The organism is Mangrovimonas spongiae (assembly GCF_003944795.1).
Taxonomy (GTDB): Bacteria; Bacteroidota; Bacteroidia; order Flavobacteriales; family Flavobacteriaceae; genus Mangrovimonas; species Mangrovimonas spongiae.
The window spans coordinates 637475-652973 of the sequence record NZ_RWBG01000001.1; the positions used below are offsets into that span (position 1 = coordinate 637475).

13 protein-coding genes and 1 tRNA gene are annotated in these 15499 nt (G+C 35.0%); 9 read left to right on the forward strand and 5 right to left on the reverse strand.

The features are described 5' to 3' along the window. The first annotated feature begins 2 nt into the window (after positions 1–2). Positions 3–332 (forward strand): 2Fe-2S iron-sulfur cluster-binding family protein, encoded by a 330-nt coding sequence (locus EJA19_RS02940; protein ID WP_125467131.1) that lies wholly within the window; start codon positions 3–5, stop codon positions 330–332. A 3-nt stretch (positions 333–335) separates the two neighbouring features. On the opposite strand, the gene EJA19_RS02945 is transcribed toward EJA19_RS02940, so the two are convergent. The 5 genes from EJA19_RS02945 to EJA19_RS02965 form a co-directional block, all read right to left on the reverse strand. Further along, a complete protein-coding gene (locus EJA19_RS02945) occupies positions 336–1232 on the reverse strand; it encodes a metallophosphoesterase family protein (RefSeq protein ID WP_125466846.1) in 897 nt (298 codons plus the stop codon). 66 nt (positions 1233–1298) lie between these two features. Continuing rightward, positions 1299–2477, reverse strand: coding sequence for an acyl-CoA dehydrogenase family protein (locus EJA19_RS02950; RefSeq protein ID WP_125466847.1), 1179 nt, complete (start codon positions 2475–2477; stop codon positions 1299–1301). 62 nt (positions 2478–2539) lie between these two features. Continuing rightward, positions 2540–3253 carry a tRNA1(Val) (adenine(37)-N6)-methyltransferase gene (locus EJA19_RS02955; RefSeq protein WP_125466848.1) on the reverse strand — a complete coding sequence of 238 codons (714 nt, stop codon included), beginning with the start codon at positions 3251–3253 and terminating at the stop codon, positions 2540–2542. Beyond that, a complete protein-coding gene (gene rimM / locus EJA19_RS02960; protein WP_125466849.1) occupies positions 3246–3776 on the reverse strand; it encodes a ribosome maturation factor RimM in 531 nt (176 codons plus the stop codon). Before rimM ends, EJA19_RS02955 begins: the two co-directional genes overlap by 8 nt. A 138-nt stretch (positions 3777–3914) precedes the next feature. Beyond that, on the reverse strand, positions 3915–4424 hold the full coding sequence (locus EJA19_RS02965) for a 30S ribosomal protein S16 (RefSeq protein WP_125466850.1): 510 nt from the start codon (positions 4422–4424) through the stop codon (positions 3915–3917). Between the two features lie 154 nt (positions 4425–4578). On the opposite strand from EJA19_RS02965, the gene EJA19_RS02970 reads away from it, so the two are divergent. From EJA19_RS02970 to EJA19_RS03005, 8 genes are all read left to right on the forward strand, one after another. After that, entirely contained in the window at positions 4579–5586 is a 1008-nt protein-coding gene (locus EJA19_RS02970; protein ID WP_125466851.1) for a DUF6252 family protein, read from the forward strand. A 157-nt stretch (positions 5587–5743) separates the two neighbouring features. Next, the gene (gene dnaE / locus EJA19_RS02975; RefSeq protein ID WP_125466852.1) at positions 5744–10126 is read left to right on the forward strand and encodes a DNA polymerase III subunit alpha; all 4383 of its coding nucleotides are present in this window, start codon (positions 5744–5746) and stop codon (positions 10124–10126) included. A gap of 220 nt (positions 10127–10346) precedes the next feature. After that, positions 10347–10664, forward strand: a complete 318-nt coding sequence (trxA, locus tag EJA19_RS02980; protein ID WP_125466853.1) for a thioredoxin — start codon at positions 10347–10349, stop codon at positions 10662–10664. 67 nt (positions 10665–10731) lie between these two features. Then, the gene (locus EJA19_RS02985; protein ID WP_125466854.1) at positions 10732–11661 is read left to right on the forward strand and encodes a DUF58 domain-containing protein; all 930 of its coding nucleotides are present in this window, start codon (positions 10732–10734) and stop codon (positions 11659–11661) included. Between the two features lie 77 nt (positions 11662–11738). Further along, positions 11739–11812, forward strand: a tRNA-Asp gene (locus EJA19_RS02990). Positions 11813–12295: 483 nt separating this feature from the next. Continuing rightward, positions 12296–12478: a hypothetical protein gene (locus EJA19_RS02995; RefSeq protein ID WP_125466855.1), complete on the forward strand. Its 183-nt coding sequence runs from the start codon at positions 12296–12298 to the stop codon at positions 12476–12478. A 115-nt stretch (positions 12479–12593) separates the two neighbouring features. Continuing rightward, positions 12594–14609 carry an ATP-binding protein gene (locus EJA19_RS03000; RefSeq protein ID WP_240640194.1) on the forward strand — a complete coding sequence of 672 codons (2016 nt, stop codon included), beginning with the start codon at positions 12594–12596 and terminating at the stop codon, positions 14607–14609. 10 nt (positions 14610–14619) lie between these two features. After that, positions 14620–15297 carry a response regulator gene (locus EJA19_RS03005; protein ID WP_240640196.1) on the forward strand — a complete coding sequence of 226 codons (678 nt, stop codon included), beginning with the start codon at positions 14620–14622 and terminating at the stop codon, positions 15295–15297. Positions 15298–15499 lie beyond the last annotated feature (202 nt).

Below are 15499 nucleotides of genomic sequence, written 5' to 3' on the forward strand. Positions count from 1 at the left end.
AAATGCAAGATATAAAACTTACAATTATAGACCGCGATGGGGTTACACACGACGTTGATGCACCAACCGATATGGCAATGAACTTAATGGAAGTTATTCGTAGTTACGAATTAGCCCCTGAAGGAACTATTGGAATTTGCGGTGGTATGGCCATGTGTGCCTCATGTCAATGTTATGTGTTGTCTGATCACGAGCTACCCGAAATGCAAGATGATGAAGAAGCTATGCTTTCTGAAGCTTTTGATGTGCAGGAAAATAGTCGTTTGGGATGTCAAATTCAAATAACTCCAGAAATGGATGGCTTAAAAATAGAATTGGCTCCAGAGAGTTAAAAATCACTCGGTTTTATAATCAATCAGCTTTTTTGGGCCTTCCAACAGTACACGCACAATTTGTAGCGTGCCATCATCTGTAGTAGCAATTTGCCATTTTATTAAAGAAATCATCCCGTTTTCAATTTCGATGCCAGTAATACTTCTGGGGTGAACGCAACTCCCATCGTTGAAAAAAGCAATATCTCCCGGTTCGGGAAAACGTGGGCGATGTGTATGTCCTACAACTGTGAGTAAATTGTTGTTTTCAATAATCCATTTTTTAAGGCGTTTTTCAACTTTTATGAGTTCTTTGTAGTTTTTCGCTGGGCTTGTTGGGTCTGCAATACCCATAACATTTAAAGGTTTCCAAAGTATTCTAACCAAAAACCGACTCCATCGCCAGAAGGTATAGTTCCACCAATCGGCTTGATGTCCGTGAGCCAAAAACAGTTCTTGATGGGTTTCTGTATGTTGTAGCAATAAGGCTTCGTGGTATTTTATGTTGCAAAACAGATCTTCGTTTTCACCAGTTTTAGGATCGAAATAACTGTTGAGGTATTTGTCTACATATTTAGGGTCTTTGTAAACCATATCGTGATTGCCCCAAACCATATGCAATCTGCCCTCATCATGAAACAATTTCAATAAATCATATACATTTTTATGTGCAAATAATATGGATTCAAAAGTGAGATTTTCCCAAAGCTCGTCACCATCGCCTAATTCACAATAGTCAAATCCTTCAATAAAATAGTGCTTTAATGCGTGAAAGTAGATGTTGCGATTATTGGCAAAATCATCGGCAAAACTGTTGTCGCCACGATGACAGTCACTAAAAAAGATAAACTTAGAGCTGTCGTCAAAAGGAATTCTTTTAGCATTCTTATAAGCGCGATTTAATCTTGTTTTGGAAGACATGCCGTAAATATCAACAAAAAAAGCGAGTTATAAAACCCGCTTATTTGTATTGAAAAACAATCTTTTCTATTTAAAGGCGTTCAACCCTGTAATATCCAATCCAGTAATTAGTAAATGAATATCGTGTGTTCCTTCATAAGTAATCACACTTTCTAAGTTCATAGAATGACGCATAATACTATATTCGCCAGTAATTCCCATACCGCCTAGCATTTGTCTAGCTTCACGAGCAATATTAATAGCCATATCTACATTATTACGTTTCGCCATAGATATTTGTGCCGATGTAGCTTTACCATCATTACGAAGTACACCCAAACGCCAAGTTAATACTTGTGCTTTGGTGATTTCGGTAATCATTTCAGCGAGTTTCTTTTGTTGTAATTGAAATTGTCCAATAGGTTTTCCAAACTGCGTACGTTCTTTACTGTAACGCAATGCTGTATCGTAGCAATCCATAGCAGCACCAATAGCTCCCCAAGCAATACCGTAACGCGCAGAATCTAAACAACCTAGCGGTGCGCCCAATCCAGATTTATTAGGTAATAGATTTTCTTTAGGCACTTTGACATTATCGAAAATAAGCTCGCCAGTTGCCGAAGCTCTTAATGACCATTTGTTGTGCGTTTCTGGAGTAGAAAACCCTTCCATGCCGCGTTCAACAATAAGCCCATGAATACGGCCTTCTTCATTTTTAGCCCAAACGACAGCTACTTGAGCAAAAGGGGCGTTGCTTATCCACATTTTGGCACCATTTAATAAATAATGGTCACCCATATTTTTGAAATTAGTGACCATGCCTCCAGGATTAGATCCGTGATCAGGCTCGGTTAAACCAAAGCAACCCATCCATTCGCCGCTAGCTAATTTTGGTAAATATTTTTGACGTTGTTCTTCGGTGCCATATTTCCAAATAGGATACATAACTAAAGAAGATTGTACCGAAGCCGTACTACGTACACCAGAATCACCACGCTCAATTTCTTGCATAATCAACCCGTACGAAATTTGATCCAACCCTGCGCCGCCATATTCTTCTGGAATATAAGGGCCAAAGGCACCAATTTCTGCTAAACCGCCTATAATTTGCTCTGGGAATTCTGCTTTTTGAGCATAATCTTCTATAATTGGTGAGACATCGCGTTTTACCCATTCACGGGCTGCATCGCGAACCAATTTATGTTCTTCGGTTAGTAATTCGTCAATATTGTAATAATCTGGCGCTTCGAATAAGTCTGGCTTCATAATTGATTTTTAATTTGAAATCCAAAAATAACGAAAACGTTTTCAGTGTACAATTTTTGGGTCTACATTTTAAGGTAAAAATCCTTGGTGAGGGCTATATAATCTTCGGTGTAGTTATGTCTTGAGGTTTCAATAATAAGCTCATCAATGGTTGTTTCTGTTTTGTTAAAGGAAAAGCTTATTAAACTTCTTTTAATGTTTGCTTCTGGAGAGCCTTTTATGTGTAGAATATCTTTTGAAAATAATTGGTATTTTAATGCTAAATGAATAAATGTTTGTTCTTCTGAAAAAGGAATAACAACAGAGAAGATACCTTCTTTTGACAGTAGTTTAGCCACACTTTCTAGTAAATGGTCAAAAGGCATAGCGTCTTGAAATCTTGCTAAATCTCTTTGTGTGCTGTTAGTTTTATAATTGTCTTGATAAAATGGCGGGTTGGAAACAATGACATCGTAAGTATCGTCTATTTCTTCTGCAAACTCTAGTAAGGAAGCATGGTAACAAAACAGTCTGTCGTTCCAAGGCGATTGTTCAAAATTCTCAACACATTGTTCATAAGCATTCTCATCTATTTCTAAAGCATCAATAACTTGAGCCGAACTACGTTGTGCAAGCATTAAGGCAATTACGCCAGTTCCAGCACCAATGTCTAAAATAGAAAATGGTTTGCGTTCTAAAGATGTCCATGCACCAAGAAGCACACCATCTGTGCCAATTTTCATAGCGCAACGGTCTTGGTTGACCGTAAATTCTTTAAATATAAAAGGCTTATTCATTAATATATAGGTCAATTAAGCCTTCTGGAGTTTCTACAACAATAGTTTTGTTGGGTTTGTCTACCTGCTTGATAAACTCATCGTTCATGGGGATTAAAATTTCTACTCCATTTCTGTCTAGTACAAAAAGAGCCTGTGCAGTGGAGTCGTTTACTGAGGTTATTATACCAACATCTCCAAATTTTGTGTCTTTAATGGAAAAACCAATGATTTCGTGATAGTAAAATTTATCGTCCTCAAGTTTTGGTAATAGCTCCAAAGGAAGATATACGTCGCTTTTTAAAAGGGCATCGGCATCGGCTTCGTTATTAACATCTTCAAATCTCACGCGTAGTAAATCCGATTTGTGCAGTTGCGAATGTTCTACAAAAAACGGAATTAAATTTCCGCGAACCTCTAAAAACATGGCGTCTAGGTTTTCGTAAATTTCGGGTTCGTCGGTATCTAGCTTAATAAGTAGCTCGCCTTTAAAACTGTATTTTTTTACAATTTTACCTAAAAAAAAGCAGTCTTCTTTTTTCATCGAAGATTTTAAATTTTCGTTTCCGATTATTGGAAACCTTAATCCTAATATTAAATTAATGAGATTCCATTTATTAAGGGAATTCATAAAAAAACCCAGACATAGTGTCTGGGTTCAAAAGTATAAAAAAATAATTTTTTATTCTTCTTCGTTTGAAGCGTCTGCTTCGGCTGCTGGAGCTTCTTCTGCAACTTCCTCTTCAGGAGTGTTAGCAGCAATTCTAGCTTCGTTTACAGCTTTTTCAGCTTCAAGCGCTTTAGCTTTAGCATCGGCATCAGCTTTTGCTAAACCACTGGCTTTAGCTTCAATTTTAGCAGCTTTTTCTTCTAACCAAGCGTTGAATTTTTCTTCAGCTTGCTCTTCAGTTAAAGCGCCTTTTCTTACACCACCAGCTAAATGGTTTTTTAATAATGCACCTTTGTACGATAAGATAGCTTTTGCAGTATCTGTTGGTTGTGCACCATTTTGTAACCACTTTACAGCACCATCAACATCAAGCTCAATAGTTGCTGGGTTTGTGTTTGGATTGTAAGCACCTATTTTTTCTAGGTATTTACCATCTCTTTTTGCACGCGAATCTGCGGCAACAATCCAGTAATAAGGTTTTCCTTTTTTACCGTGTCTTTGTAATCTAATTTTTACAGGCATAGATAATTAATTAGTGAGGTTCACGACCTCGATTATTAATAAGGGTGCAAAGATACGATATTTTTTTAATTTTCAATCTTTTATAAGCTTCAATGGATATTAATTTTTTTTATTCTATTTTTGAGTGCTTTAAATACAAAATACAATAAAATTTATGAAAAAGTTTTTTGCCCTTTTACTACTTAGTTTAGTCTTTGTAGGATGTAGTGATGAGGTAGAGTTTAACTCTCCAGCAGTACAAGGAAAAAAAGATGGAAATAGATGGAAAGCCTTAACTTATAATGCTACATTTGATGATAATGGTAGGCTAGTAGTTACTGCTAGTAATAATTACGATGATATAACGTTACGAGTGTCGTCTCTTTCGGTTGGAACAGAGTTTGTTTTAGGTCAAAATAATGTTGATATGGCTAGCTTAGTAAATAACCAAGGTGATAGTTTTTCAACAAATAATTTACCTGATGGCGATACACAAGTTTACCCTCCAGAAGGCATTATAAAAATTACAAGATACAACCAAGCTAAAAATACTGTTTCGGGTGAATTTTGGTTTAATGCCTATAATGAGCTAGGTAACGAAACCGTTAACTTTAACAGAGGTGTCTTTTTCGATTTGCCTTTGCCATATACGTCTTCTGATGTTGTGTCTTGCGAAGAAGCAATTATTGAGACTCAAACCGCTCAAGAAGCTTATTTTAACTCAGACCCAGCTACCGATCCTAGTTATTCTGCAAAATGCCATGCTTACATGGTAGCCTTAATGCAGCAACAAGATTCCTGTGTAGATGAAACAGGTATGCTACAAGAAGTTATTGATGGATTGTTGTGTGATGATGACGATGAAGATGGTGTAATGACTGTTTTAGAAGATATTGATGGTGATGGTAACCCAGAAAATGATGACACCGATATGGATGGTACTCCAAATTACTTAGATACAGATGATGATGGTGATACCATTTTAACCATAAATGAAGATGTAGATGTTGATGGTGATTTTACAAATGACGATACTGACACTGATGGTATACCAAACTACCTAGATGATGACGATGACGGTGATGGTATTTTAACTGCCGATGAAGATGCTAATGGCGATGGCGATTTAACAAACGACGATACCGATATGGATGGCATACCAGATTATTTAGATGCTGAATAAAATAATAATTGCGTTAAAAAAAAGCGACCTGATTCAGGTCGCTTTTTTTGTTTATAACTGTTTATAACTTCACTTTAAAAAAGAGAAAATTCTACGTAATTTTATTCGTTCAATTTTTTTAAAAAATAACTCTCAAGAATAAACGACGAAGCCTTTTATGTACTTAATTTTTGATACCGAAACTACGGGATTGCCAAAAAACTGGAAAGCGCCTATTACCGATACCGATAACTGGCCAAGAGCTATCCAAATTGCTTGGCAATTACACGATGAGATGGGGAATTGTATCGAGCATGAAGATTACCTCATTCAGCCAGATGGGTTTAATATTCCTTTCGATGCCGAAAAAATTCACGGAATTTCTACCGAATTAGCTCAAGAACAAGGGGTGCCGTTAGCCGAGGTTTTGGAAAAATTTAATGCAGCGATTAACAAAACCAAATTTATAGTAGGACAAAATGTAGGGTTTGATGTTAATATAATGGGCTGCGAGTTTTTTAGAGGTGACATAGCAAATCAGTTACAAGAATTACCTGTTTTAGATACCTGTACAGAACATACAGCACAGCTGTGTCAAATTCCTGGTGGACGAGGCGGGAAGTTTAAGTTGCCAACATTAACCGAGCTTCATGAGTATTTATTTAACCAGCCATTTGCCGAAGCACATAATGCCACAGCCGATGTGGAGGCTACAACACGTTGTTTTTTAGAGTTAATAAGAAGAAAACAGTATACCAAAGAGCAGTTAGATGTTCAACCAGACTATTTCGAGCGTTTTTCAGAGGAAAACCCTCAAGAAATACAGCTTATAGGATTAAAACATATTAATCTAAAACGCGAAAGTGCTAAAATACGAGAGCGTCTAGAAAAGGAACAAACCGATACCATTTCAACAGAGGAAATAAAACAAAACATTTCCGATTTAGCCGATGTTGATTTTGTGCATTTACACAACCATTCGCAATTTTCTATTTTGCAATCAACTATAAGTATTGCAGATTTGGTAGCCTCGGCAGCTAAACACCAAATGCCGGCAGTAGCTCTTACAGATCACGCTAATATGATGGGAGCGTTTCATTTTGTAAGTGCTATTAGTAAACACAACAAATCGATTGAAGAAAAGCATAAAGAAGCTCAAGAAAAAGGCGAGGTTTCAACGGCAAAACCAATAAAAGGTATTGTAGGGTGTGAGTTTTTTGTTTGCGAAAACCATACCGATAAAACACGAAAAGATAATGGTTATCAAATTGTTATGTTAGCCAAAAATAAACGCGGTTATCATAATCTAGCAAAGTTATCATCAATCGCATATACCGAAGGATTTTATTATGTGCCACGAATTGATAAAAAACTTATTGAGCAATACAAGGACGACGTTATTGTGCTAACAGGAAACCTGTATGGCGAAGTACCTAGTAAAGTGTTAAATGTTGGTGAAAACCAAGCAGAAGAAGCCTTATTGTGGTGGAAAGACACGTTTGGAGACGATTTGTATATCGAATTAATGCGTCATAATCAAGAAGACGAAAACCGTGTTAATCAAGTCTTGGTGGCGTTTGCTAAGACACATGATGTTAAGCTAGTGGCGTCTAATAACACCTATTACGCCGAAAAAGGAGATGCCAATGCGCATGATATTTTATTGTGTGTAAAAGATGGTGAAAAGCAGGCCACACCTATTGGTCGAGGTCGTGGCTATCGTTACGGGTTGCCAAATCAGGAGTATTACTTTAAATCTTCTGAGGAGATGAAAGACCTTTTTAAAGATTTGCCAGAAGCCATTACCAACCTCCAAGAAGTGGTTGATAAAATAGAACCTTTCGAGTTAGCTCGCGATGTATTGTTACCTAAGTTTGATATTCCAGAAAAATTTCAAGTAGAAGAAGATAATGTAGATGGCGGCAAACGTGGCGAAAATGCATACTTAAAACATTTAACATACGAAGGCGCTAAAAAACGATATAATGAAATTACAGATGATATAAAAGATCGTCTTGATTTTGAGTTAGATGTTATTGCCAATACAGGTTATCCGGGGTATTTCTTAATTGTGGAAGACTTTATTAGAGAGGCCAGAAACATGGATGTATCTGTTGGGCCAGGTCGTGGTTCGGCAGCTGGTTCGGCTGTAGCTTACTGTTTAGGAATTACCAATATAGATCCTATTAAATATGATTTACTGTTTGAGCGTTTCTTAAATCCAGATCGTGTAAGTATGCCCGATATTGATATCGATTTTGATGACGAAGGTCGTGGTCGGGTTATGGATTATGTTATTGATAAATATGGTGCTAATCAAGTAGCGCAAATTATAACCTATGGTACCATGGCAGCAAAATCTTCTATTCGCGATACTGCTCGTGTTTTAGATTTACCATTGTTTGATGCTGATAGAATTGCTAAACTCATTCCAAACACCAAGTTGGCCAAGATTTTTGGTATGGATGAAAAAGCATTGAAAAGTAAATTTCGTTCTGAGGAAGTTGAGCTTATTAATGAATTGCTGAATATTTCAGAAGGCGAGGGCTTGGAAGCGGAAACCGTTAATCAAGCACGTGTACTAGAAGGTTCGGTGCGAAATACTGGAATTCATGCTTGTGGTGTGATAATCACACCAGACGATATTACCAATTTCGTTCCGGTTTCAACAGCAAAAGATTCCGATTTATATGTCACACAATTTGATAACTCGGTTGTAGAAAACGCTGGTTTGTTAAAAATGGATTTCTTGGGGTTAAAAACCTTAACCTTAATTAAGGATACCATTAAAATTGTAAAAGCAAAACATGGCATAGAACTCGATCCAGAAAGTTTTCCTTTAGATGATGAAAAAACTTACGAATTATTCCAGAGAGGAGAGACTGTAGGTATTTTTCAGTACGAATCTCCCGGAATGCAAAAACACATGAAGGATTTAAAACCTACGGTTTTTGATGACCTTATCGCCATGAATGCTTTGTATCGTCCAGGACCAATGGAATATATTCCAAGTTTTATTGCTCGTAAGCATGGTCGTGAAGAGATTGTTTACGATTTGCCAGCTATGGAAGAATATTTGCAAGAAACCTATGGTATTACAGTATATCAAGAGCAGGTGATGTTGCTATCGCAAAAACTAGCAAGTTTTACTAAAGGTGAAGCCGATGTATTACGTAAAGCTATGGGTAAAAAAATCTTTGCTTTACTAGAAAAGCTTAAACCAAAATTTTTAGATGGCGGCGAAGCTAATGGTCACCCAAGAGATGTGTTAGAAAAAATATGGAAAGACTGGGAAGCTTTCGCGAGTTATGCGTTTAATAAATCGCATTCTACCTGTTATGCCTGGATTGCTTATCAAACAGCCTATTTAAAGGCTCATTATCCAGCCGAATATATGGCGGCAGTATTGTCTAATAATATGAACGATATCAAGCAGGTGACCTTCTTTATGGAAGAATGTAAACGAATGAAGCTAAACGTACTTGGACCAAGTGTTAACGAATCATTTTATAAGTTTTCTGTAAACAAAGATTATGCGGTACGTTTTGGTATGGGCGCGATAAAAGGGGTTGGTCATGGCGCTGTAAAAACCATCGTAGAAAACCGAAAAGAAGATGGTTTGTATAAATCTATTTTCGATTTAACAAAGCGAATAGATTTACGAGCAGCTAACAAAAAAGCGTTTGAAAATTTAGCTCTAGCAGGTGGATTTGATTGTTTTTCTGATACGCATCGTGCGCAATATTTTCAAGATGAAGGTGATGGTATTACATTTTTAGAAAAAGCCATGAAATACGGTGCCAAGCACCAAGAAAATGAAAACTCTGCCCAAGTAAGTTTGTTTGGTGAAGCTAGCGATGTTCAAATTCCAGAGCCACAAGTACCACCATGCGAAGATTGGGGGACTATGGAGAAATTAGCCAAAGAAAGAGAGGTTGTTGGTATATACATTTCTGGTCATCCTTTAGATGATTTTAAAGTAGAAATGACCAATTTTTGTAATGCCGATTTATCGTTATTTAATCATCTAAATGACTACGTAAATAGAGAGTTAACTTTTGGTGGCGTAGTAACCGATGTACAACATCGTATTAGTAAAGCTGGAAAGGGTTGGGCGATGTTTACCATGGAAGATTACGAAAATAATTTTGAGTTTAGGATTTTTGGTGAAGACTATTTAAAGTTTAGACACTTTTTGGTAAATAACTCTTTTCTTCACGTAAAAACGTTTGTTCGTGAGGGTTGGGTAAATAAAAATACAGGCGTGAAAAGCGACCCAAGGGTGCAATTTAATAGCTTTCAGTTATTGCATGATGTTATGGATAATTATGCTAAAAAATTATCTGTAAAACTAGATATTTCCGATTTACAGAATGACAGAATTCAGGTATTGCAAGATTTGTTTAGGCTTCATAAAGGCGAAAAAGCCTTGAATTTTATTATATATGATAGCGAAGAACGTATTAAATTAAATATGCCTAGTAGAAAACAAAAGGTAAGAATATCTAAAGAGTTATTAGATGAACTTAAAGAAAACGAACTGGTTTATAAACTAAACTAGTCCCGCACTAGGGATTGAGGTACTTGTTGGAGCTCTTTTTTTTTAAAAAAAGCGACTACCGAAAGCCCGACCCAAAAGTATTTTGGGAGTGCTAGAAACAAGAAAATAAGGTGAGCTAATGCTTATATAAGTAAAACAAATTGATTGGGTGTAAGCTTTCGTGTTTTTTTTGACTAATATTGCATAGAAACTAGAAGTACAATTTTTTAAATAATAAATTATGGCATTAGAAATTACAGATGCAACGTTTGAAGAGCAAGTATTAAAGAGCGATAAGCCCGTAATGGTAGATTTTTGGGCTGCTTGGTGTGGACCATGTAGAATGGTGGCGCCTATTATTGATGAGTTAAGTACAGAATACGAAGGAAAAGCTGTAGTAGGTAAAGTAGATGTAGATGCAAATCAAGAATTTGCTGCAAAATATGGCGTAAGAAACATTCCTACTGTTTTGGTTTTTCAAAACGGTGAGGTTGTAGGACGCCAAGTTGGTGTAGCGCAAAAAAGTGCTTATGCAGAAGCTTTAGATTCGCTTTTGTAAAATAAAAGATTAAAGAAAATGATAAAAGGTTTGCTGTAATGGCAAACCTTTTTTAGTTTAGATGTGTATGGAGTTACAACAAGAGTTAAATAAGGTAGACGGTTTTAAAAACCTGGATTTGTTAGCCAAACAAGTAGTTGAAGGGTTTATTGCTGGAATGCATAAAAGTCCGTTTCATGGCTTTTCGGCAGAGTTTGCCGAGCATAAAATATATAACCAAGGCGAAAGCACGAAACATATAGATTGGAAGCTGTTTGCAAAAACAGATAAACTATATACGAAACGCTATGACGAAGAAACCAACCTACGTTGCCATTTAATTATTGATAATAGTAGTTCTATGCATTATCCTGAGATGAGCTCGTTCTCTATTGAGAAACTTAATAAAATAGCCTTTTCAGCATTGGCATCGGCGAGCTTAATGCATATTTTAAAAAAGCAACGTGATGCTGTAGGCTTAAGTGTATATAGTAATGCTTATGATTTCTATGCTCCAGAAAAAGGAAGTGAAAGGCATTATCATATGTTGTTACATAGGTTAGGAGAGTTGGTGCAATCTAAGCCAGAAAGCAAAGAAACGGAGACGTATACTTACCTTCATCAGATTGCTGAGAAGATTCACAGACGATCGTTAGTGTTTTTATTTACAGATATGTTTCAAACAGAAACTAACGATGATAAATTATTTGAAGCCTTACGACATTTAAAACACAATAAACATGAAGTTGTGTTGTTTCATGTTTTTGATAAAGCTAAAGAGTTAACGTTTGATTTTGATAATTCGCCGCGACGATTTATAGATGTTGAAACAGGGGAACATATAAATTTATATGCCGAAAATATTAAAGAGCATTATGAAAAAGCCGTTAATAAGTATTTTAATGATATAAAATTAAAATGCGGGCAGTATAAAATAAATTATGTGGAAGCCGATGTAAATAAGGGATTTAACGCTGTTTTATCTACCTTTATGGTGGAGCGTCAAAAATTTTTATGAGATAATTTTTAAAATTTCTTGTAAAATATTTGAGATATAAAAAAAGGCGTGTATATTTGCATCCGCAATTGTGCAACGGTCTGGTAGTTCAGTTGGTTAGAATATCTGCCTGTCACGCAGGGGGTCGCGGGTTCGAGTCCCGTCCAGACCGCAAAAATTGCTAAAGCTTCAATATTTATTGGAGCTTTTTTTGGCAATAAGATTTAGTTGTGTTGTTTTTGCCTTAATGTTGTTATTAAGGCAAATATGTAGAGATACTCAATAAAGTTGAGTATTCCAATGGAAAGCTTTCCTTTTTTCACTTAGGTGAAAATTGGGATGCTTTTTTGTTTTCTAACCATTTAGAGCAACATTAAACACACTTCATCGATAAAAAATGTATTTCATCGTGTTTTTTTAGTTAATTAAGTTATTTTACAATACATTTGATATTCCTTCTTAAGCCCCAAATTAATTTACAATCAGCTTATTAAGGTTTTTAATCCATTTTATCCCTCACAATAAGTTTACTTGTGCATATTCACAGGTTTGCTAATTAATTATCCATTTATCATCCCTCAACTTTTAGAGCTTTTTAAGCTCTTAAACCGGTTTTGAATTTATTGTATAACCTAAATATTAAAAGTTGAATAGTATGAAAGCCCTAACAATTACATTATTAGCAGTTATTTTTTGTGTAGCCTTAACAGGATTAAACAGTGAAAAAAACATTAAAGTAGAAGGTGTTAACCATAAAGAGGTTAAAACCGATGATTTTAAATATGATTTTGCTGTCAATAAACACGTAAGAAAAGAAAGAATTCCGCAACACGGATAGTATTTACAATTTTATTATACATAACCCAATTTGGCCTAGCTGAATTGGGTTTTTGTGCTTTCTGTATTTTCCAATTTTTTGTTTTAAATTTGGTTACACCCTCTAAACCGTTTTTGTGTACAAAAAAATTTTAATCTTATTTCTTTTTTTAGGACCAGCATTAGCAATGGCGCAATCTAAAACCTCTTTATTAGATAGTGTTAAGGTCTATAGAGAAGAAGCCCAAAAAAGTAGCCATAATTTAAATGATCGTATCCAATATGTGCAAAAAGCCATTGCGTTTTCAAAACAATATAATGAAGATAGCACGCTATTAAAAAGTAGAAGACTGCTAACAACACTATATCTTCAAAAAAGAGATGTCGATACGCTTTTAAAAATTAATAGGACTAATTTAGCCTTAGCAAATAAAATTAACGATTCTGTAGCTATAGGTTATATTAGTAATGTTTTGGGGTGGTGTCATTCTTCCAAAGTAAAATCAGATAGTGCTTACTATTATTATTACAATGCTTCAAAAGTATTTTCTAATTTAAATATGGAGCAAAATTATGCCGAAGCTCTTTTGAATATGGCTAATATTCAGTTTGAAGAAAAGGATTATTTAGGGGCCGAAAGTAACGCTATTCGTTCGGTGCGTTTATTTCAAAAGTTTCCTAAAACCGAGTATAATTTAGACGCTCTTTGGTCTATTTATAATCTTCTTGGAATACTCTCGGATGCTTTAGGCTTGTATGACAATGCCATTGAGTACCATAAAAAAGCTTTAACTTATAGCGATCAAATAGAAGATCATTCGTTATACACATTATATTCTAAAAGTAATATTGCCTTAATTTATAAGGAGCAAGAAAAGTATAGTGAGGCCTTAAAAATTTATAGGGAGTTGTTTCAAAAAGAGGAGGAGTTGCTAGAAGACCTTTCTAACTACGCTTTAATTTTAAGCGATTATGCCTTTATTAAGCATTTGTCTGGCAACTTTCCTGATGCGGAAATTAAAACCATGCTAAGCAAATCTTATAAAATTAGTGACAGCATTCAAGATGGGTTTAGTATTATGACGGTGGCCTTAAATGCTTCGGAATATTATTTAGATAAAAAGCAAAAGGACTCGGCGTTGTTATTTGCCAATCGTGCTTACACATTAGCAAAAGAAACAAACTCTAACGATGTTACTTTAAAATCACTTTTATTAAAGTCGAAAATAGAACCCGCTGAAAAAGCAAAAGAGTATTTAAAATCTTATGTCAATATAAATGATAGTTTACAAAATAAAGAACGTGCTATAAGAAACAAGTTTGCAAGAATCGAGTTTGAAACAGACAATCTTAAAGAAAGAAACAAGCAAATAGCACGTGAGCGCATGTGGCTTATTGTTTTATCGGCAAGTTTGGTGTTTACTTTAATTTTATTGTATATTATAATTTCGCAACGTGCTAAAAACAAAGAATTACAATTAGTACAACAACAACAAGAAGCAAACGAGGAAATTTATAATTTAATGCTCTCGCAACAAGATAAAATAGACGAAGCGCGAGTTGTTGAAAAAAAACGAATCTCCGAAGAACTTCACGATGGAATTTTAGGGCGGTTGTTTGGAACACGTTTAAGTTTGGATAGCTTAAATATGGTTTCTACAGACGAGGCTATTACCAATAGAAGTAAATATATTGAAGAATTAAAACATATTGAACACGATATTAGAAAGGTGTCGCATGAACTTAATACCGATTTTGTTTCTGGATCAAGCTTTTATAGCATTATAACGTCACTGGTAGAAACACAATGTGTTGCTTATGGTTTGGAGTATGATTTAAAAAACGATGATACCATCGATTGGGATACGGTGTCTAATAAAACAAAAATTCATTGTTATAGAATTATACAAGAATCGCTACAAAATATATATAAACATGCGAACGCTACCCGAGTAGAAATTAGTTTTAAGCAAAAAAATAATGTAATTTGCTTACAAGTTTCAGATAACGGTTCTGGTTTCGATGTAAGCCGAGCAAGAAAAGGAATAGGCTTAAAAAACATAGCCTCTCGTGTTAGTGAAATTAAAGGAAAATTAACTATAGAATCAAACCAAAAAAATAAAACTACGATAACAGTCAAGGTGCCTGTTTAAACCAAAAATAATGTCTCAAGAAACGATACGAATATTAATGACAGACGATCATCCTATTATAATAGAAGGATATCAAAATACATTGTTAGCAACAAAAAAAGAGCATCAAAATTTAAAAATAGATATAGCCAACAATTGCGACGAGTCGTTACATTATATGCAACAGGCTTTAGAGTTTAATAAACCTTACGATTTAATGTTTATGGACATTAGTTTGCCGCCTTCGTCTGATGGGAAATTTACATCTGGCGAGGACTTAGCTAAGCATGCTAGAAAGATAATGCCCAATGTTAAAATCATTATTTTAACTATGTTTAACGAGTCGTATAGAATTCATAATATCGTGAAAAGTATTGACCCTGAAGGCTTACTTATTAAAAGTGATTTAACATCAAGTGAATTGTCAAGTGCCTTTCAAGCCGCATTAAAAAACCCGCCTTTTTATAGTGGTACAGTAAATAATCTTATAAGAAAAACCATTTCCAGTGATATTGAAATAGATGATGTAAACCGTAAAATTTTACACTTATTATCGCAAGGTGTAAAAACGAAGAGTTTAAAAGATCATATCAATCTGTCGATGAGTGCGATTGAAAAACGTAAAAAGCATTTAAAAGAGCTCTTTTTTGTAGAAGATGGTAACGATGAAACGTTGTTAAAAGAAGCGAGAAAAAAGGGGTTTTTATAAGTAAAAAAAAGTAAGCTTAATGTTGACTATAGTTTAAAATTACGGTTTTTCCGTAATTATTTTGTGGTTAAACCGTAAAGGTGCTATCAGGATTTAGGTTACTTTTGTTTAAGTCAACAGCAAATAATTAATTAATCCCTCAAGAAGAATTTTTGTTGATAATAGCATTTACACTAACCTTGTAATTTTTCAACTTTGTTTT